19 protein-coding genes and 1 tRNA gene are annotated in these 17,962 nt (G+C 64.0%); 10 read left to right on the top strand and 10 right to left on the bottom strand.

Going from position 1 to position 17,962, the window contains the following annotated elements; all coding sequences use genetic code 11:
• Position 1 precedes the first annotated feature (1 nt).
• Positions 2-1,654 carry an NAD(P)H-hydrate dehydratase gene (locus tag ACXAHG_RS01855; RefSeq protein ID WP_475055611.1) on the top strand — a complete coding sequence of 551 codons (1,653 nt, stop codon included), beginning with the start codon at positions 2-4 and terminating at the stop codon, positions 1,652-1,654.
• 6 nt (positions 1,655-1,660) lie between these two features.
• Here the strand turns inward: ACXAHG_RS01855 and ACXAHG_RS01850 are convergent, their stop codons facing one another.
• A complete protein-coding gene (locus ACXAHG_RS01850) occupies positions 1,661-2,188 on the bottom strand; it encodes a Hint domain-containing protein (protein WP_475042887.1) in 528 nt (175 codons plus the stop codon).
• 222 nt (positions 2,189-2,410) lie between these two features.
• Between ACXAHG_RS01850 and ACXAHG_RS01845 the strand changes: the two genes are divergently transcribed.
• From ACXAHG_RS01845 to tig, 4 genes are all read left to right on the top strand, one after another.
• Positions 2,411-2,495 (top strand) — tRNA-Leu (locus ACXAHG_RS01845).
• Between the two features lie 160 nt (positions 2,496-2,655).
• Entirely contained in the window at positions 2,656-3,774 is a 1,119-nt protein-coding gene (locus ACXAHG_RS01840; RefSeq protein WP_475055610.1) for a porin, read from the top strand.
• 351 nt (positions 3,775-4,125) lie between these two features.
• A complete protein-coding gene (locus ACXAHG_RS01835; protein ID WP_475055609.1) occupies positions 4,126-5,244 on the top strand; it encodes a porin in 1,119 nt (372 codons plus the stop codon).
• A gap of 196 nt (positions 5,245-5,440) precedes the next feature.
• Positions 5,441-6,772 (top strand): trigger factor, encoded by a 1,332-nt coding sequence (tig, locus tag ACXAHG_RS01830; RefSeq protein WP_475042973.1) that lies wholly within the window; start codon positions 5,441-5,443, stop codon positions 6,770-6,772.
• Between the two features lie 63 nt (positions 6,773-6,835).
• On the opposite strand, the gene ACXAHG_RS01825 is transcribed toward tig, so the two are convergent.
• The 8 genes from ACXAHG_RS01825 to rpsF all read right to left on the bottom strand — a co-directional run bounded on the left by ACXAHG_RS01825 (position 6,836) and on the right by rpsF (position 12,442).
• A complete protein-coding gene (locus ACXAHG_RS01825; RefSeq protein WP_475055607.1) occupies positions 6,836-7,519 on the bottom strand; it encodes an HTTM domain-containing protein in 684 nt (227 codons plus the stop codon).
• Positions 7,516-7,962 (bottom strand): hypothetical protein, encoded by a 447-nt coding sequence (locus tag ACXAHG_RS01820; protein ID WP_475055605.1) that lies wholly within the window; start codon positions 7,960-7,962, stop codon positions 7,516-7,518. The genes ACXAHG_RS01825 and ACXAHG_RS01820 overlap by 4 nt, the downstream gene beginning before the upstream one ends.
• Before the next feature lie 169 nt (positions 7,963-8,131).
• Positions 8,132-8,602, bottom strand: a complete 471-nt coding sequence (locus ACXAHG_RS01815) for a transglycosylase SLT domain-containing protein (RefSeq protein ID WP_475055603.1) — start codon at positions 8,600-8,602, stop codon at positions 8,132-8,134.
• A gap of 377 nt (positions 8,603-8,979) precedes the next feature.
• Positions 8,980-10,761: a cobalamin-dependent protein gene (locus ACXAHG_RS01810; RefSeq protein ID WP_475055602.1), complete on the bottom strand. Its 1,782-nt coding sequence runs from the start codon at positions 10,759-10,761 to the stop codon at positions 8,980-8,982.
• Between the two features lie 87 nt (positions 10,762-10,848).
• Complete coding sequence (locus ACXAHG_RS01805) at positions 10,849-11,043, bottom strand: hypothetical protein (RefSeq protein ID WP_475055600.1); 195 nt, start codon at positions 11,041-11,043, stop codon at positions 10,849-10,851.
• Positions 11,044-11,211: 168 nt separating this feature from the next.
• Entirely contained in the window at positions 11,212-11,820 is a 609-nt protein-coding gene (gene rplI, locus ACXAHG_RS01800; RefSeq protein WP_475042984.1) for a 50S ribosomal protein L9, read from the bottom strand.
• A gap of 12 nt (positions 11,821-11,832) precedes the next feature.
• On the bottom strand, positions 11,833-12,060 hold the full coding sequence (gene rpsR / locus ACXAHG_RS01795) for a 30S ribosomal protein S18 (protein ID WP_005608650.1): 228 nt from the start codon (positions 12,058-12,060) through the stop codon (positions 11,833-11,835).
• A gap of 28 nt (positions 12,061-12,088) precedes the next feature.
• Positions 12,089-12,442, bottom strand: coding sequence for a 30S ribosomal protein S6 (rpsF, locus tag ACXAHG_RS01790; protein ID WP_475031250.1), 354 nt, complete (start codon positions 12,440-12,442; stop codon positions 12,089-12,091).
• Between the two features lie 304 nt (positions 12,443-12,746).
• Between rpsF and ACXAHG_RS01785 the strand changes: the two genes are divergently transcribed.
• The 3 genes from ACXAHG_RS01785 (at position 12,747) to ACXAHG_RS01775 (ending at position 14,505) form a co-directional block, all read left to right on the top strand.
• A complete protein-coding gene (locus ACXAHG_RS01785; protein ID WP_475042986.1) occupies positions 12,747-13,280 on the top strand; it encodes a hypothetical protein in 534 nt (177 codons plus the stop codon).
• A gap of 154 nt (positions 13,281-13,434) precedes the next feature.
• Entirely contained in the window at positions 13,435-14,013 is a 579-nt protein-coding gene (locus ACXAHG_RS01780) for a YceI family protein (protein ID WP_475055599.1), read from the top strand.
• Between the two features lie 171 nt (positions 14,014-14,184).
• Positions 14,185-14,505, top strand: coding sequence for a hypothetical protein (locus ACXAHG_RS01775; protein ID WP_475055598.1), 321 nt, complete (start codon positions 14,185-14,187; stop codon positions 14,503-14,505).
• Positions 14,506-14,673: 168 nt separating this feature from the next.
• Here the strand turns inward: ACXAHG_RS01775 and ACXAHG_RS01770 are convergent, their stop codons facing one another.
• A complete protein-coding gene (locus ACXAHG_RS01770) occupies positions 14,674-15,915 on the bottom strand; it encodes a cytochrome b/b6 domain-containing protein (protein WP_475055596.1) in 1,242 nt (413 codons plus the stop codon).
• A 176-nt stretch (positions 15,916-16,091) separates the two neighbouring features.
• Between ACXAHG_RS01770 and fabD the strand changes: the two genes are divergently transcribed.
• Both fabD and fabG read left to right on the top strand, forming a co-directional pair.
• Positions 16,092-17,024: an ACP S-malonyltransferase gene (gene fabD / locus ACXAHG_RS01765; RefSeq protein WP_475055595.1), complete on the top strand. Its 933-nt coding sequence runs from the start codon at positions 16,092-16,094 to the stop codon at positions 17,022-17,024.
• Between the two features lie 85 nt (positions 17,025-17,109).
• Positions 17,110-17,847: a 3-oxoacyl-ACP reductase FabG gene (gene fabG, locus ACXAHG_RS01760; RefSeq protein WP_475055593.1), complete on the top strand. Its 738-nt coding sequence runs from the start codon at positions 17,110-17,112 to the stop codon at positions 17,845-17,847.
• The last annotated feature ends 115 nt before the right edge of the window (positions 17,848-17,962 follow it).

Genomic DNA, 17,962 nt, shown 5'->3' with positions numbered 1-17,962 from the left:
GTTGGGCCTTATGGAGTGGGTGGGGTGGGTGTTGTTTGAGGCCGTTTTGGGTGGCTGGCCTGAGTTGGGGGCTCTTGGGGGGCTCGGTCGGGGGACCCCCCCCTCTCGCTCCCCGGAGTATTTGGAGAAAGATGAAAGCCCGCTCCGGGCCGTGGTCCTCTGCGGGCCGGGCAACAACGGCGGCGACGGCTTTGTAGTGGCGCGGCTGCTGAAGGAGCGGGGCTGGGAGGTGGAGGTGTTCCTCTACGGAGACCCGGAAAAGCTGCCTGCTGACGCGCGCACAAGTTACGAAAGATGGTCGACAATCGGTACCACCGAAATAACCCCCCAAACGTCACCGTTTTGGGAGGATACCGAGGCTTGGTCCCGCGATGATTTGCTGATCGACGCCCTGTTTGGAACGGGACTAAGCCGTCCCTTGCCTGAGTGGGCAGACGTCTGGACGTCCCACACGGGGTGGGACGAGGCAGATATGGACAGGCAGGGGATTTACCCGCCGAGGTGTGTTTCTGTGGATATGCCCAGCGGAATTTGTTCTGACTCTGGCCGTCGAATAGCCCATGCGCCGCACAAGCTGGATGATCTTTTTCAAGGAAAGGACCTGAGAGAGAAAGATGCCCCTTCTGTTCAGGCTGATCTCACGGTGACCTTTCACGGATCTAAACTTGGGCACGTACTTGATGGAGGGTCCGAGAGTTGCGGCAAAGTTGTGGTCAAAGACATTGGCCTCACCTGCGGATACCGCTCATCGCCGGCAAGGAGCGCTCCGGACGAAAGGGCAGTGCCCGCCTGGCTTGAGATTGTGAGACCGGCCGTACCCTCCCTCGGGCGTAAAGAAGCCGGCCACAAATACACCCACGGCCACTCCCTCGTCCTTTCCGGCGGCCACGGCAAAACCGGCGCTGCCCGGCTGGCTGCCCGTGGTGCGCTGCGGATCGGGGCCGGGCTGGTTACCGTCGGTTCGCCGCGCTCGGCGATGTTTGAAAATGCCGCCAACCTGACCGCCATCATGCTGCAGCAGATCGACGGGGCGCATGGGGTCAGCGAATTGCTGGAGGACACACGGTTCAACGCGGTCTGCCTTGGCCCCGGATTGGGGCGCGGGGCGGATACGCAGGCGCTGGTGATGGCCGTCTTGAAAGAAAAGCGTGCCACTGTGCTGGATGCTGATGCGCTGACCCGGTTTGAGCTGAAACCAGAGGCGCTGTTTGAAATCCTGCACGAGAACTGCGTGCTCACCCCGCATGGCGGCGAATTTGCCAAGCTGTTCCCGGACCTCGCGGAGAAGCTGAACGCACCAGCCACCACCGGCCCCGCCTATTCCAAAGTGGACGCCACCCGCGAGGCCGCCAAACGCGCGGGCTGCGTGGTGCTGTTCAAGGGGCCGGATACAGTGATCGCCGCGCCGAACGGGCGCTGCTCGGTCAATTCCGCCCATTACGAGCGCTCCGCGCCCTGGCTCGCCACCGCCGGATCCGGCGATGTTTTGGCGGGGTTCATCACCGGACTGATGGCACGCGGTTTCGGTCCAATGCAGGCAGCAGAGACCGCCGCCTATATCCACGTCGAATGCGCGCTGGAATTTGGCCCCGGCCTGATCGCCGAAGATCTGCCGGAGCAGATCCCCGCGGTGTTCCGCAAGCTGGGGATGTAAGCAGGCTCAGGCCGCCGGGCGCAGGTCCTCTTGCGGCGCGGCGGCCGCGGCCAGTTCCAATCCGCCTGCATAGATCACATGCGGGCGGGAGAACTCGAGAATGGTCAGATCCATCATCTGCAGCCCCATGTCGCGAATAAACTCGCCGTCCACCAGCTCATAGGCCGGCACCACCGCCTGCGGCTGGCCGAACATCGCCTTGGCGCGCCAGTCGCGCACCAGGATGCGCTGGTCCCATGGCACCACCAGATCGCTGTCAGCACGTGTGTCGCCTAGCGACCCGGCGGCAATGCAAACCGCCTGCAGCATCGCGCGGCGGCTGCGCACTGCCGCTACCTGCGCCATGCCTTGGGTGCGGGTGATCAGGCTGTCGCCCGCCTTGATCTCTTCCGCGGCGCGTTCGCCGTCGCGGGTCAGCACAATGGTGCCGCGCAAAAGACTGATGTTTTGGCTGCCCTGAAACAGCCGCTGGGGACGGGCCTGGCCACGCGCCGCCAGCTGCGCCCGCAAGGCCGCATTGCCGAATGGTTTCATCTTGTTGCTCGCTTTGTCTGCCTCAGACTTTTTTCTGAAACTACGCTACAACTGGATTCCAGGCCCAGTCTTTTCCGGCAAAAATCCGCCCATTGTTGCACGATTGCGGACGGATTGTTGCTGTTTTGCATAAGCCGCCGGCGGGTGCGTTTTCCGCTCGCATCCCCCGCAAAGCTTTGCTATTGACCGCGGCACGCAGGGCCGCGCGCCTTGCGGAACCGTGCGGGTGTGGCGGAATTGGTAGACGCACCAGATTTAGGTTCTGGCGCCGCAAGGCGTGGGGGTTCAAGTCCCTTCACCCGCACCACTTCACAAAGATTTCTGCCATGCGCAGGTGCGGTTCAGTACCGGGTCCAGAGACAATGTTTTCCCCTTTCCGGCGGAAAATATGCTATGCTTGCCGCTGCAGCCTGCGGACAGGGCTGCCGTGTTTGTTCACCAGTCATCAGTTGCAAAGGAGGATGGTCATGAATCGTCTTCTTTCCCTCTCGTCAGCGGCTGCGGCCGGGCTGTGCGCCATTGGCCAGCCTGCCGAGGCCGACCTGAAATACAACAACAGCTCCGGCGGTTATGTGGAGATCTATGGCCAGTTCAATCCTGCCATCATCTCGGTTGACGACGGGCAGCAGACCGAAACCAACCTGCTGGACAATGACCTGTCCCGCTCCCGTGTCGGCCTGCGGCTGATCCAGCCCTTTGGCAGCAATACCTTCGGCTTCCGCTTTGAAACCGGGCTGGGCTTTCCGAACTCGACCGAAGTGAACCAGTTCGGCTCCAACTACAGCGGCTGGACCCGGGCGGATCTGCGGCATGTGGATTTCTGGCTGGAGGGCAGCTGGGGCAAATTCTCTGCCGGGCAGGGCAGCATGGTGGCTGACGGGGCGGCGGAAACCGATCTGTCCTATGTCGGCACCGCGCTCTACTCTTATACCGCTGATGCCAATGCGGGCTTTCTGATCCGCGACACCGGCGGCGTACTCAGCGGGCCAGCGCTGGTGAATGCCTATGATAACCTCGACGGCTCCCGGCGCGGGCGCATCCGTTATGATACCCCGGATTTCAACGGGTTCTCGGCAGGCGTGGCCTGGGGGCAGAACGTGCTCTCCTCTGGGGATGACGCCGACTATTATGATGCAGGCTTGTTCTATGGCCAGGAAATCGGCTCCGCTGCCTTTAACGCCTCGCTGGCCTACCAGGTCCGTGACGATGCAGGGGCCGAACGGTCCGACGTGCTGGGGGCGGCGTCAGTTCTGCTGGACAATGGCCTTAGCCTGACGGTTGCCGCGGGCACACGGGATAATGATGCCGCAGGCGCAACCGATCCAAGCTATTACTACGCCAAGGTCGGTTATGAGGATGAGTGGCTGCCCTGGGGCAAAACCGGGTTTGGCCTGCATTACTATGACGGCGAGGATTTCAACGTCACCGGGTCCAGCTCCAAGGGCTGGGGCATCGGCGCGGTGCAGAAGGTAGAGCGCCTCAATACCGACATCTATCTCACTTATCAGGAATACGATTACGAGGATGGCGCGGCAACCTATCAGGATCTGACCACCTGGGTGCTGGGTGCGCGCTGGCGGTTCTGAGGGTCGGACCGGGCTGGCGGGTGCTTTGGCCGGCTGCTCCTTCTGAACCGCGCGGCGGATGTGCGCAAAAACGCGGAAATCTGCGCGCCAGCGCAGGGTTGCAGCAGCTGCATGGCCCCTCTGCCGCCCGCGCCTTGTAGAATGTGAACTTCATTACCTAACGCTCTGTAATTGCGCGGTTTGCTGCTTGTCTGCTTTCCGGATGCGCGGAAATCCGCCTATTCGGCACCCCTGTGAGTCTCTCTGTTTTTCAACCCTGAAGGCGCAAAAAGCAGCGTGATACCTCCCGGTTCAGGCAGCGGTCTCAGGGATGGAGAGGCGTGCTGCCTGTGGAACAGGAGACTCACAATAATGAGCATCACAGTCGCGTCCCGCGCGGGTCTGGCGTCGCTTGCGGCCCTGCTGGCCGCCCCCGCCGTTGCCGGCCCGAGCTACACCAATGATACCGGCGGCAGCTTCCGCTGGTACGGGCAGTTCAACCCTGCCTTCCAGTCGTTTGACGACGGGCAGGAGGATTTCAACCGCCTGGTCGACAACGAAGCTTCGAATTCCCGGATCGGGTTCGAACTGGAACAGGCCTATGGCGAAAACACCTTGCGGTTCCGCTTTGAAACCGCGTTCGGGCTGCGCGCCTCGGATGGCGTCAGCCAGCTGACCACCGGCGACAACCTCAGCTGGGACCGCACCAACATCCGCCATGTCGATTTCCAGTTCGACACCGCAAGCTTTGGCCGTTTCTCAGCCGGTCAGGGCTCAATGGCGACCGATGGCATCACCGGTGCGGATTTCTCAGGAACCGGCCTTGGCGCCTCGAACTCCGTGGCCGACTCCGCGGGCGGCTATGCGTTCCGTACCGGTGCCGGCGCGCTCAGCGGCATTGATATCGGCGATGCCTTCACCGATCTGGATGGCAGTCGCCTGGGCCGTATCCGTTACGATTCGCCGGAACTGGCGGGCTTTACCCTGTCGACGTCTTACGGCACCGATATCCTGCGCGACGCCAACGACCGCGAAAGCTATGACGTGGCGGTCCGCTGGGCCGCTGACGATGCGGCAGGCTTTGCCATCGACACCGGCATCGGCGCGTCCTGGACCGAAGAGACCGGGGAGGCAGACCGCCGCGACATCTCCGGTTCCTTCGCGGTGCTGCACAAGGCGACGGGCCTGTCGCTGAACCTGGCCGCGGGCGAACGCGACATCGCAGGCACCTATGCCTATGCCAAGCTGGGCTATAAGGCGGATCTGATCGCAGCAGGCTCCACCTCGGTGTCGGTTGACTACTACGACGGCTCCGACATGGTCAGCGCAGGCGACAGCGCACAATCCTGGGGCTTGGCCGCGGTTCAGAAAATCGACGCCTATAATGTCGAGACCTATCTGGCCTACCGCGACTATTCCTACGACGACACCAGCGCCACTACCTACCAGGACGCAAATGTGATCCTGGCTGGTGCCCGCTGGAAGTTCTGAGCCGCAACTCCCTTGGTTTTCAGATCGGAAACACGCCCCTTTGCGGGCGTGTTTTTTCGTTTGCGGCCCGGGAAATCCGCGCGATTGCGCGACAATCGGGCAATGCCCCTTGCGCCGGGGCGCCGGGGGAAATAGAAGACCGCAAATTGTCTGGGGGCACCTCGCGAAGGCGCCCCGAATCTCTATGGGGAATAGGATGCAGGTCACCGAGACGCTGAACGAAGGTCTGAAACGCGGCTACGCCATCACCGTCACCGCGGCGGAGCTGGACGAGAAGGTCAACGAAAAGCTGGTCGAAGCACAGCCGGAAATCGAAATGAAAGGTTTCCGCAAGGGCAAGGTGCCGATGGCGCTGCTGAAAAAGCAGTTCGGCCAGCGCCTGATGGGCGAAGCCATGCAGGAAGCCGTCGACGGCGCCATGAACAAGCATTTCGAGGACAGCGGCGACCGCCCGGCGCTGCAGCCCGACGTCAAGATGACCAACGAAGACTGGAAAGAAGGCGACGACGTCAACGTCGAGATGTCCTATGAGGCACTGCCGGAAATCCCTGAGGTCGACTTCTCCGGCGTCGAGCTGGAAAAGCTGGTTGTGAAGGCTGAAGAAGAAGCGGTCACCGAGGCGCTGAACAACCTGGCCGAAACCGCCAAGGAATTCGAAGCCCGCGAAGAGGGCGCTGCTGCCGAAGACGGCGACCAGGTCGTGATCGACTTCGTGGGCCGCATCGACGGCGAAGCCTTTGACGGCGGCGCAGGCGACGACTACCCGCTGACCCTGGGCTCCAACTCCTTCATCCCTGGTTTTGAGGAACAGCTGGTCGGCACCAAGGCCGGTGAAGAAAAAGACGTGACCGTGTCCTTCCCCGAGGAATACGGCGCAGAGCACCTGGCAGGCAAAGAGGCCGTGTTCTCCTGCACCGTCAAGGAAGTCAAAGCCCCGAAAGCGGCTGAGATCGACGACGAGCTGGCCAAGAAATTCGGCGCCGAAGATCTGGACGGCCTGAAGGCCCAGATCACCGAGCGCCTGGAAGCCGAATATGCCGGTGCCGCCCGCGCGGTGATGAAGCGCGCGCTGCTGGACAAGCTGGACACCCTGGTCTCCTTCGACCTGCCGCCGTCGCTGGTCGAGGCAGAAGCCAAGCAGATCGCACATCAGCTGTGGCACGAAGAAAACCCGGACGTGCAGGGCCACGACCACGGTGAGATCGAAGCCACCGACGAGCACAACAAACTGGCTGAGCGCCGCGTCCGCCTGGGCCTGCTGCTGGCCGAGCTGGGCCAGAAAGCCGAGGTCGAAGTGACCGACGCCGAAATGACCCAGGCCATCATGGCGCAAGCCCGCCAGTACCCGGGCCAGGAACGCCAGTTCTTCGAGTTCATCCAGCAGAACGCCCAGATGCAGCAGCAGCTGCGCGCGCCGATCTTCGAGGACAAGGTTGTCGACCACATCGTCGAGCAGGCCAAAGTCACTGAGAAAGAGATCTCCAAGGACGATCTGCAGAAAGCCGTTGAGGAGCTGGAAGAGGAATAATCGCCTCCGCTCAGCATGTTACGGAAAGGCCGCCCAGTGGGCGGCCTTTTTGCTTGCGGGCGTTTACAGAATAACCCGCTCTTGCAGCCACAGAAGCGACGGGTAGGCCGCCAGCCAGATCCAGAAAAACCGGTTCAGCCCGAACAGGCAGGCATTGGCAAGATGAAACAGCGCCGCGGTGAACAGCGCCACCACCAGCGCCTCCCGGCTGAACAGGGCCAGCGGAAACGCCACCTCAAACAGCATCACCGCCCAGCCCATCATCCACAGCAGCCTGGGGCGGTCTGCAAGGCTGCGGAGACCCTCGCTAACGGGGTAGGCTGAAAAGCGGAACACATCCTGTAACGCCCGGCCGGAGCGCCATTCCGGGTTCACGATCTTGACCTGGCCCGAGATGAAGTAGCAGATCACCAGCTGACCGGCGAGATAGGCAAAAGCGTATTCCTGCCATTGCTCCGACGGCAGCCATTGCGCCGCGGTCAGGCAGCACAGGATCAGCAGGCTCATCTTGTCGCTGCCGCCATTATACGGCCCCTGAAACCGCTGTAGGATCAGCAGTCCCAGCCCAACCAGCCCCAGCAGAACCCAAGGGGTGGCCACACCAAGCAGCAGCAGCCCGGCCAGAACCAGCCGCGGCCCGTAAATCAGCTGCTCCTCCCGGAAACCGGCCAGATGCTCGGCGCTTTGCTGCAGGAACGCCAGCGCCAGCAGAACCTCGGTTGCGCGCAGGGCGATCTCCAGGGTCATGGCGCCGCCAGCCCGGCCATCAGATGCGGCTCTGACTCATAGGTGACGGCCTGGACCAGCCGGCCGTCTTCGCCCCGGTCCAGAAAGACCAGGCGGAACTGCACATAGGGCAGGCGGGCGCCGGGCGGCAGGCTGCGCTGCAGCTCGGCTGTGATCCGGCGCAGGATTTCCTGCTCGCTGTGCGCCGTGGGTTCCAGCGTCAGCCGCTCGGCGCAGGAGACCAGGAACAGGCTTTCGTTCCAGCGCGGGTTCCACAGCATCCGGCGCGCGATTGCCAGCCCGGACAGGTGCTGCGGCCGGGGCCGGAACTCCCGCCAGCTCTGCGGTGCGCTGGCGGCACTGGCCAGCATCGCCCATTCCACCCGGGGCGAGGGGTCAACCGACTTGAAGAACTGCCAGGACGGCATCAGCGCAGGCAGAAGAAGTGTGAACAGGCTCAGCATGGGGCCAGTAAAGGCCGGCAGCGGTTAGAATTTCCCTAAAATCCGCGGCATGGAGCACCTGGGCGCTCCCGCCCGGCCTTGGCGCATCCTGCGGATGCCGCCGCGTCCCGTTGGGCCCGGCAGCGCCCCTGCGGGGCGCTGCGGCCGCCTGCGGCGGCACTCCCAGGGGTTACGGGCGCAGGCCGGTTTCCTTGAGCATCCCGCGCCGCTTGGCCTCGTGGTAATACCCGCGGGAGTAATGCTTGACCGCCATATCCTGGCTGCCGTCGGAAATCAGCCACGCCCCGCGCAGGTATTTCACCGCAAACTGAAGATTGGTATCGGCATCCAGCAAGTCCTTCGGTTCGCCCTCAAACCCCATCGAGCGCGCCGTGGCCGGCAGGATCTGCAGCAGCCCGTAATAGGGCCGGTTCACTGCCCAGGGGCGGTGGGTGCTTTCACGCACCGCAAGCCGGTGCACCAGGCTGCGCGGCACCTCGTAGTGATCCGCCCAGTAGTTGATCTGCTGGCGCAGTTCGGGTGTTTCATTGGGATAGAGCGGCGGGCTGATCCGAGGGGCTTCTGGCGGCGAAGCGGTGCTGCTGCAGGCCGCCAGAACAGCGGCAGCAAAGAACATAATCAAAGTGGTCCGGCGCGTCATGCAGCCTCCGAAATCAGTTTCCTGCGGACAGCTTAGCCGCCTGGCCCGGCACCGCAACGCTGCCGTTCCTCAAATGCTGCGCAACCGGCAGGGAACCGCCAAACCCGGGCGGGAAACCCGCCGGACCCCGGGCCGCGACGGCATGGGGACGGGTGCATCAAACTTTAATCATTAGACATTTGTTAAATATGGTTTCCCACTACATATTGGGGGTGCGCATTGAGGCAGAAACAACCCTCAGGGCAGTTTGCCCCTCACGCCTGTGGGGCAGCTGACCAACTCGGGCAGAGGGGGCCGCGGCTGTTTCCCAATTTTCCGCGGTCCCTATAATCCATGCCTGCTGCCCGGCTTTGCGCCGCCCGCGGCAGGCCCCGGCCCTAGGCCGGCGAACGGTTCAGCAGCTGCTGCAAGCAGTCCGCAGCTGCATCCAGATCGGCACAGGGAAAGACCCCCAGCGCAGCCAGCTCGCGGCTGACATCGACCGGCAGGCTGGTGTTGCTGGCCTCGGGGATTTCATTCAGGCGGCCGCCGATCAGCACCGGAATATCCGCGCCCTGGTCCTGCAGCGCCTGCAGCAGCTGCCGGGCATAGCGCAGCGCCACACCGTTATAGGTGCTCAGCGCAATGGCATCGGCGCCGCTGGCAATGGCCGCAGCAGCGACCTGCGGCGGGTCGCTGGAGATGCCGCCATCGGCCAGCGTAAAGCCGGCCCCGGCAAAGACGCTGTCCAGCAGCATCTTGCCATGCTCATGGACGTCGGAGGCCGCGGTCAGGATGCATAGGTCCGGCCGGGCCAGCGCCGTCAGCATCTGCCCGCCGCTGCTGGCAAGAAAGGCCGCGGCCTCCGCTTCGATTTCCGTGAACGTTGTGGCGGGCACAACCGGCTGGCGCCGCTGGGGCATATCCGCGCGCGCCCGGCCGGCGCCAAAGCGCTGCTCCAGCGCGCGGCCGCCGATGCGGCGCAGCGCCAGCAGCATCTGAAATGGATCGGTGATGTCGACCCCGGCCGCCTCCAGCCCGCGCAGAACCCGGTTGCAAAATCCGGCCCCTTCGGCCAGCAAGGCGGCGCGCAGCCTGTCTGCCGCCTCCAGGTTCAGCAGCGGCAGATATCCTTCTGCCAATTCCTCCAGCCGGTTCAGGTGGCATTGCGCGTCGATGATTTCCTTGGCGTCGGGGATCCGCTCATTCTCGCTCACCGGGACCGGGTTCACAGCATGGCCGCTGGGCAGCAGCTTTTGCGCCGCAATATCTGCCAGCAGATAAGACGACAGCCCGGCGTAGTTTTCCGCGCGGCTGCCCTTGTACAGCACCGTGGCGCCATAGACCTGGGAGCCGGGAACCCCCTCGCAGACCGCCGCCAGCGCTCGCTGGAACGCAATCCGGGACAGCGGGTCGGTGAAATGATGGCCGTAACACACCGCATAGGGCGCGCCGATCAGATCCGCCACGATGTATTTCTCCAGCATCGCCTGGCCCAGGGCGCTGGTCAGATCTTCATAGACCGCGGCATAACCGTCATCCAGGTTGGAATGCACCAGCACCTCGGCAGGCTGTGCCGCGATTAGCCCCAGGGCCTGCACGGTGGCGGCGGTGGCGGCCGCGTCATCGGTGCAGCCCGGCAGGCGGAAGGTGAAATACTGCCCCAGGTTGCCGATTGCCGTGGCCCCGGCCGCCAGGGCGCTGCGGGTGTTTTCCAGCGCTGCCGGAAAGCCCAGCATGAAGTCGCCGAAATGCATCGCGGCCGGCGCCGCCTGGGTGAGCCGGGCAAAATCCTCGCAGTCTTGCAGCAGAATGCCTGTGCCACGCGTCTGCGCGCTGCGCTGCGCCCGCGGATAGCCCATGGACCAGTCCAGGCACATGCCGAACCGGTCGATCCGGGCACCGCGTGCCGCACAGGCCTCATAAACTTCGGCGGTGGCCGCAACCGTTTGCTCCAGATCCCGGAAGCCAAGATGCGCGTGCCGCATCACCCGGCCCCGGGCCATCATCCGCCGTTTATACTCCGCTTCGCTGCTGCAGCCCTGAGCCGTGTGAAACGCGCTGCGGCCCAATTGCCAGACCGCCGCCATCGACCGGCCTTCCTGCAGCAGGCTGTGCCCGTCCGGCAGGCTATCATCCGGGAAAATATCCTGGCGGGTGAGGGGCGCAAGATGCTGCATCGGCGGGCCTGTCCTGATTGTCCGGCAGCGCGACCTTACCCGTGCAAACCGAGCAGCGGTAGACTGAACCGGGGCAGGCGGCGGCGCTCAGACCGTCCGCCGGGGCACGCTGGGCTGGCGGAACAGCTCCCGCCCCGGCACGATCAGCCCCTGCGGCACCAGGTCCGAGACCGCCTCTGTCTTAAAGGCCGGCCGGTCGAACTTGTGGCCCCGCAACAGGCGGAACAGCAGCCGACGCCGCAACGCCAGCTCTTCACGGTCCAATGCAGTTTGCATCCTCATCCCTTTCCGTTTCTCCCGCCGCCAGTCTGGCGCGGCAGGGCAAAGGCAAGGTTTACGGGCAGGGGCATTCTGCCGGCAGTTTGAGGCGCTTTATCAAAGCACTCTGCAAAAACAGAAAAGGCCGCCCGGACAGGCGGCCTTTCCCATGTCTCACTGTCCCAATAAGGATCAGTTGGTTTCTTCGCCAGCGGCTTCGGCCGGTGCGTCGTCGTCGTCAGACGCCGCGGAGCCGATGTCGTCGAACAGCTCGGAGATTTCGAACTCAGCAGCGGCTTCCTCTTCGGCGGCCAGCTCCTGGATCGATTTGCCCGTTGCCTGCAGCTCGGCTTCCTCTTGGGAGCGGGCCACGTTCAGCTTGATTTCGACTTCCACTTCCGGGTGCAGTTTCACGGCGACGGAATGCAGGCCCAGTTCCTTGATCGGTGCGATCAGGGCGACCTGTTTCTTGTCGACCGAGAAGCCGTCCGCGGTTGCAGCATCTGCCGCGTCGCGCGGGGTGACGGAGCCGTACAGCGCGCCCGCGTCCGAAGCGGAGCGAATCACGATGAACTGCTGGCCGTCCAGCTTCTCTGCCAGGGCCTCGGCTTCTTTCTTGGTCTCCAGGTTGCGCGCTTCCAGCTGCGCTTTCTGGGCCTCGAAAGAGGCGATGTTGGCCTCAGAAGCGGTTTTTGCCTTGCCCTGCGGCAGCAGGAAGTTGCGGGCGTAACCGGGCTTCACGTCGACGACGTCGCCCATCTGGCCCAGCTTTGCAACGCGCTCAAGAAGGATAACTTGCATCTGCTTTTCTCCTTACTTCACGGCGTAGGGCAGCAGGGCGAGGAAGCGGGCGCGCTTGATAGCACGGGCCAGCTCACGCTGCTTCTTGGCCGAAACGGCAGTGATGCGCGAAGGCACGATCTTGCCGCGCTCAGAGATGTAGCGCTGCAGCAGACGGGTGTCTTTGTAGTCGATCTTCGGCGCATTTTCACCCGAGAACGGGCAAACCTTGCGGCGGCGGAAAAACGGTTTGGCTGCCATGATTTAGCGTCCTTTTCTCAAGCGTTGATCAGCGGCGCTCGCGACGGCCGTCGCGTTCGTCGCGCTTCTGCATCTGGACCGAAGGGCCCTCGGCGTGCTCGTCGACCTTGATGGTCAGGACGCGCATCACGTCATCATGCAGACGCATCAGGCGCTCCATTTCCTGCACGGCAGACGCAGGGGCGTCGGTGCGCAGGAAGGCATAGTGGCCCTTGCGGTTCTTGTTGATCTTGTAGGCCATCGTCTTGACGCCCCAGTACTCATTGTCGACCAGCTTGCCGCCGTTGTCGGACAGAACAGCACCGAAATGTTCGATGAGGCCTTCAGCTTGCGAGTTGGACAGGTCCTGACGCGCAATCATGACATGCTCATAGAGTGGCATGCGAACTCCTGTTTGTGTCTAGGCGCATTTCATAGACAGGGCATGTCGCACTTCCGCTGCCCGGTCACGAGAGGCTGCGCGGATCGAAGATGTCGCGGAAGCAGGGCCTCCTATACAGGCTGCGGCCAAAAGAGCAAGGCCAAAGGGCATATTGCCTATGCTGCGGCCGCCCGCCGCGGCAAAACCGCAAGCCCGCCCCATTCATGCCCCAATGCGGGTCTTCACTCCTTAACGAAGCCTTAACGCGGACAGAAGACCGCAGGGCCGGAAACCCGGCATGGGCAGCTTGAGAAAGGGCAGACAGATGGCAGTGACAGATCAAACCCCGCCGCAGGCAACAAGAACCCCGGGCGCTGCCGCCTTTGGCGTGGTGGCCGGTGTGGTGCCGCTCAGCCTGCGGCTGGAGGCCAACTGGAAGCTTCGGGTTGCCGTGCTGCGGCTGCTGGGCGCCGCCATGATCCTCAGTTCGACCGGCCTGTGGCTGGTGCCTGGCGCGGGTGCCGACCCGGACATGAACCTGATCCGCTTCGGCATCTCGGTGGCCTTCCTGCTGACCGGCCTGGTGCTGATGACCACCCATGAGCCGGGCAACAGGCCTGAGGCCTGTTTCGACCCGGTCCGCCGCGAGCTTCGGGTGCTGCAGCGCGACAGCCGCGGCCGTCCGCGCACCGTGCTGCGCCGCAGCTACGACACGCTCGGCGGTGCACGGCTGACGGCCTCCACCGTGCAGATGTTCGAAACAGACGGCAGCCTGCTGATCGAGCTGCCCATCGGCTCTGCCGCCATGCGCAGCGAGCTGCGCGACCAGCTCAGCGGCGCGGTTCGGATCCTGACCTGAACCGCCATCACGTCTGCGCGAGGATTTCCCGGCGGTGCCCCCGCCGGGTTTTGTGTTCGCCCGCTCACAGATAGTGTTGGAATTTGCGGGCTTTCCTTTTGCAGGCCTAATGCCGCATCTTTTGCCACAAGATTTATTCAGACGGAGCTTTCCCATGAAAAAGACCCTGCTTGCCGCCGCCCTTGCTGCCGCTGCTGCAACCGGTGCCGCCGCAACACCTGAGAAATACGTGCTGGATTCCAGCCATAGCCAGATCCTGTTCGATTACAACCACTTGGGCTATTCGACCACCTACGGCCTGTTCTCCGGCTTTGAAGGCGAGATCATGTTCGACCAGGAAAACCCGGCGAATTCCTCCGTCTCCGTCTCGATGCCGCTCAGCATGATGTTCACCGGCTGGCAGGCCCGGTTCGACCACTTCATGACCAAAGATTTCTTTGACGCAACCGAGGATGAGACCATCAGCTTCACCTCCACCGGCATCGAAGTGACCGGCGACAGCACCGCCAAGATCACCGGCGACCTGACCCTCAACGGCGTGACCAAGCCGGTGGTGCTGGACGCCAAGCTGAACCAGACAGGCGACCACCCGATGGCGAAAAAGCCCTGGGCGGGTTTTGACGCAACAGCCACCGTGGTGCGCTCCGACTTCAACCTGGGCCAGTTCGCGCCCTTCGTCAGCGACGAGGTCAACATCAAGATCTCGATCGAGGCAATGAAGGCCGACAGCTAAGCCAGCCTGCACAGTCTGAAAACGCTGCCGCCAGCGCCTCATGGGGCTGGCGGTTTTTTGCGGCCTGCCGCCATCTGCCTCCCCAAAGCGTGACAGGAGTTCATTGGCCTTTCCCCGCCCGCTGCGGCAGGCTGAGGATGGCCCCTCCGGCCACCTCGGAAAGGAGGCACCATGTTCCGCTTCGGCTTATTGACTTCAGCCAGCGCGGCATTGGCCCTCGCTGCCAATCTGGCCTTCACAGCGCCAGCCGCCGCCCATGATTCCAGCCGCGACGCCGCCCGTGCCATTGCCGGGCTGATCGCCCTGGGCCTCATCGCCAAAAGCCTGGATGACCGTAAGGACCGGCACTACGGCTACACGCATTCTTATCAGCCGCGCACCTATTACCGGCCCCACGGCGGGCGCCGGCATGTCAGGCAGCACCGGCACCGTTACCACGGTATCCACCGGCACCGCACCCGTCACGGCGGCTACTACCGTCACAGCCACTGACCTGCCAGACCTGCCGGGCACCTGTTGAGCAGCAGGAGCGCGGGCCGCGCCAGGCAGAAGCGGCCCGCCAAAAGCAACAGCGCCGCGCGTCAGCGCGGCGCCAGGGCAAAGACTGCCCCAAGGCTGAAAGGAGGCGCCGGCGCAGCCGGAAGCCTCCGCTGGCCCTGGCTATTCGGCCCGTTTCGCCTCCAGCTCCACCGCGACATCCACGGCAAAGGCCAGCGAGCTTTCGTCCGGCAGGTTCTTGCCGACCCCGAAATCCAGCCGGTTCAGCGTCAGCCCGCCGCGCATCTTGGCGCTGTCGCCGGTCAGCTCCAGATCAAAGGGCAGGGTGGCCGGCACGGTTTCCCCTTTGATGGTCAGCGTGCCCACGGCCTGATAGCCATCTTCCAGTTTCTCGATCTCAGCCTTGAACAGTGCGGTGGGGAAATTGGCGCTGTCGAAATAATCCGCACCCATCGCCTGGCCCGCGACGGAGCCCAGCTCCAGCGAGGGGATCACGATGGTCACCTCCACGTCGCCCGCAGGGCCGGGGGCGGCAGGTTCTTCGAAGTTGATCATCGCCGACCATTCGCCAAAGCTGCCATTGATGACGCTGCCCATCTGGGTGACGGAAATCCCCAGCCTGCCGGATTGCACCGCCCAGCTGCCCGCAGCCTCAGGTGCCGCGGCCACAACCGGGGCCGCTGTGCCTTCTGTGCCATGATCATGGCCGCCCAGAAGGCCCAGCGCTGCACCGCCGCCCAGCACGCTGCCCCAGACTGCCAGCGCCGCCAGCAAGGGCAGGACGCTGTGCGCCTGCGCAGGCGGCTTGGGCAGGGTGCCGCTGCCCGGCAGCATCCGCCGCAGGGTGGCGTCGCGGTCGATCACATGGTGCTTCAGCGCGCCGGCAATATGCAGCCCCAGCGCCGCCGCCAGCGTCCAGACCAGCAGCCAGTGCAGGCTGCCAAAGAAACCAGCCACCGCTTCCGACTTCGCCACAAACGGCAGGCTCTGCCCGAACGGCCACCAGATCGGCGCAAAGCCTGTGGTTGCCGCATGGTGGATCCACCCCGTAAGCGGCACCGCCACCAGCGAGCCATAAAGCAGCCAATGCACCATCTCCGCCGCCAGCGCCTCTGCCTTGCGGTCCGGGTGCAGCAGGCCGGGTTTCGGCTGGCTCAGCGCCCACAGGATCCGCAGCAGCGCGGTAAAGAACACCGCGACGCCGATGGTCTTGTGCAGCGAAAACAGCAGCGTCGCCCGCTCAATCACCGCCTGGCTGCCGTCAAATCCGGGGCTCTGGATCTCATGCGCCAGCTCATTGGCAAAATAGCCCAGCGGAAAGGCCGAGAAGATCAGCAGGGCGGTCAGCCAGTGAAAGCCTTTGGCAACAGAGCCATAAGACGAAAACGTGTTGGAGCGTGACATAAAGCGCATTTCCTGGTCAGGGTCGGGTTGACCTTAACCTAACTGCGCGCACCCGGGATGCAACGCATGGGGCTGTCCGCCCATGCACAGCTTGCGTGCGCAAGATGCACCTTTGCTTGTACGTTAGGGAAAGGGCGGGTACATCAGGCAAAACGCTAAAACAGACGAGGTCATCAATGACGATCGCATTTGTGTTCCCAGGGCAGGGCGCCCAGACCATCGGCATGGGCAAGGCGCTGGCCGAGGCCTATCCGGCCGCCAAGGCCATCTTTGACGAGGTGGACGAGGCCCTGGGCGAAAGCCTGAGCCAGCTGATCTGGGAGGGCGACATCGAAACCCTGACCCTGACCCAGAACGCCCAGCCTGCGCTGATGGCCACCTCCATGGCCGCGATGCGCGCGCTGGAGGCCGAAGGCGTCACCATCGGCAAGGCAGCCTTTGTGGCCGGCCACTCCTTGGGCGAATATTCCGCACTGGCCGCGGCCGGCGCCATTTCGGTCGCTGACACCGCGCGCCTGCTGCGCACCCGCGGCCTCGCGATGCAAAGCGCGGTGCCGGTGGGCGAGGGCGCCATGGCTGCGATCCTCGGCCTCGGTCTCGACGACGTGCGTGCGGTAGCTGAAGAAGCCGCGCAAGGCGAGGTCTGCCAGGCAGCCAACGACAACGATCCCACCCAGGTTGTGGTCTCCGGCGCCAAGGCCGCGGTCGAACGCGCGGCCGTGATCGCCAAGGAAAAAGGCGCCAAGCGCGCGGTGATGCTGCCGGTGTCCGCCCCCTTCCACTGCGCCCTGATGCAGCCCGCGGCGGACGCGATGGCCGAAGCTCTGGCAGGCGTTGATATCAAATCCCCCGCAGTGCCGCTGATTGCCAATGTGCGCGCCGATGCCGTCACCAGCCCCGATGAAATCCGCCAGCTTCTGGTCGAGCAGGTCACCGGCTCCGTGCGCTGGCGCGAAAGCGTGCAGGCGATGGCCGCTAAGGGCGTCACCGAATTCTGGGAAATCGGTGCAGGCAAGGCGCTGTCGGGCATGATCCGCAAGATCGACCGCAACCTGGCCTGCCGCCAGGCCGGCACTCCGGAAGAGGCCCAGGCCGCCGCCGCAGGCTAACCGGAATTTTGCAAAAATTCCGGCCCGTTTTCCGCGCCGGAAAACGGCGCCCCTGGCGGGCCGGAGCGTTCACAAAGGAAATGATATGTTTGATCTGACTGGCAAGACCGCCCTCATCACCGGCGCCTCTGGCGGCATCGGCGGCGACATCGCCCGCGCCTTGCACGCTGCCGGCGCCACCGTGGCGCTGTCCGGCACCCGCGAAGAGCCGCTGCAGGCGCTGGCCGCCGAACTGGGTGAACGCGCCCATGTGCTGCCCTGCAACCTGTCTGATGCCGAGGCGGTTGAGGCGCTGCCGAAACAGGCGGCTGAGGCAATGGGCTCTGTCGATATCCTGGTCAACAACGCGGGCATCACCCGCGACAACCTGTTCATGCGTATGAAGGACGAGGATTGGCAGAGCGTCCTGGACGTGAACCTCACCTCCACCATGCGCCTGTGCCGCGGCGTGCTGCGCGGCATGATGAAGGCGCGCTGGGGCCGCATCATCAACATCTCCTCGGTTGTGGGCGCCACCGGCAACCCGGGCCAGGGCAACTATGCAGCGTCGAAGGCCGGCATGGTCGGCATGTCCAAATCGCTGGCCTATGAGGTCGCCAACCGCGGCATCACCGTGAACGCGGTGGCACCTGGCTTCATCGCCACCGCCATGACCGACAAGCTGAACGACACCCAGAAAGACGCGATCCTGACCCAGATCCCGGCCGGGCGCATGGGGGAATCAAAGGAAATCGCCTCTGCCGTGCTGTACCTGGCCAGCCAGGAGGCAGGCTATGTCACCGGCACCACCCTGCATGTGAACGGCGGCATGGCGATGATCTGAGCCGCCCTGGGCCGCAGCGCTCTGTCAGCCCCGCAGCCTGCTGCGGGGCTTTCTTTTTCCCGGCACCCGCCTGGACAGCACAGCCTCCCGGCTGTTTCGCGCCGTCAAGCCGTTG

The sequence above is a fragment of the Leisingera sp. ABD4_442 genome, assembly GCF_056160905.1.
The sequence above is the reverse complement of the archived record's forward strand: the minus strand, read 5'-3'. Positions and strand labels throughout refer to the sequence as shown.

Bases quoted from the DNA above. Each gene is read 5' to 3' on its own strand.
- ACXAHG_RS01850 (WP_475042887.1), bottom strand. From the start codon at position 2,188: ATGAAACCATTCGGCAATGCGGCCTTGCGGGCGCAGCTGGCGGCGCGT.
- ACXAHG_RS01840 (WP_475055610.1), top strand. From the start codon at position 2,656: ATGAATCGTCTTCTTTCCCTCTCGTCAGCGGCTGCGGCCGGGCTGTGC.
- ACXAHG_RS01835 (WP_475055609.1), top strand. From the start codon at position 4,126: ATGAGCATCACAGTCGCGTCCCGCGCGGGTCTGGCGTCGCTTGCGGCC.
- tig (WP_475042973.1), top strand. From the start codon at position 5,441: ATGCAGGTCACCGAGACGCTGAACGAAGGTCTGAAACGCGGCTACGCC.
- ACXAHG_RS01825 (WP_475055607.1), bottom strand. From the start codon at position 7,519: ATGACCCTGGAGATCGCCCTGCGCGCAACCGAGGTTCTGCTGGCGCTG.
- ACXAHG_RS01820 (WP_475055605.1), bottom strand. From the start codon at position 7,962: ATGCTGAGCCTGTTCACACTTCTTCTGCCTGCGCTGATGCCGTCCTGG.
- ACXAHG_RS01815 (WP_475055603.1), bottom strand. From the start codon at position 8,602: ATGACGCGCCGGACCACTTTGATTATGTTCTTTGCTGCCGCTGTTCTG.
- ACXAHG_RS01810 (WP_475055602.1), bottom strand. From the start codon at position 10,761: ATGCAGCATCTTGCGCCCCTCACCCGCCAGGATATTTTCCCGGATGAT.
- ACXAHG_RS01805 (WP_475055600.1), bottom strand. From the start codon at position 11,043: ATGAGGATGCAAACTGCATTGGACCGTGAAGAGCTGGCGTTGCGGCGT.
- rplI (WP_475042984.1), bottom strand. From the start codon at position 11,820: ATGCAAGTTATCCTTCTTGAGCGCGTTGCAAAGCTGGGCCAGATGGGC.
- rpsR (WP_005608650.1), bottom strand. From the start codon at position 12,060: ATGGCAGCCAAACCGTTTTTCCGCCGCCGCAAGGTTTGCCCGTTCTCG.
- rpsF (WP_475031250.1), bottom strand. From the start codon at position 12,442: ATGCCACTCTATGAGCATGTCATGATTGCGCGTCAGGACCTGTCCAAC.
- ACXAHG_RS01785 (WP_475042986.1), top strand. From the start codon at position 12,747: ATGGCAGTGACAGATCAAACCCCGCCGCAGGCAACAAGAACCCCGGGC.
- ACXAHG_RS01780 (WP_475055599.1), top strand. From the start codon at position 13,435: ATGAAAAAGACCCTGCTTGCCGCCGCCCTTGCTGCCGCTGCTGCAACC.
- ACXAHG_RS01775 (WP_475055598.1), top strand. From the start codon at position 14,185: ATGTTCCGCTTCGGCTTATTGACTTCAGCCAGCGCGGCATTGGCCCTC.
- ACXAHG_RS01770 (WP_475055596.1), bottom strand. From the start codon at position 15,915: ATGTCACGCTCCAACACGTTTTCGTCTTATGGCTCTGTTGCCAAAGGC.
- fabD (WP_475055595.1), top strand. From the start codon at position 16,092: ATGACGATCGCATTTGTGTTCCCAGGGCAGGGCGCCCAGACCATCGGC.
- fabG (WP_475055593.1), top strand. From the start codon at position 17,110: ATGTTTGATCTGACTGGCAAGACCGCCCTCATCACCGGCGCCTCTGGC.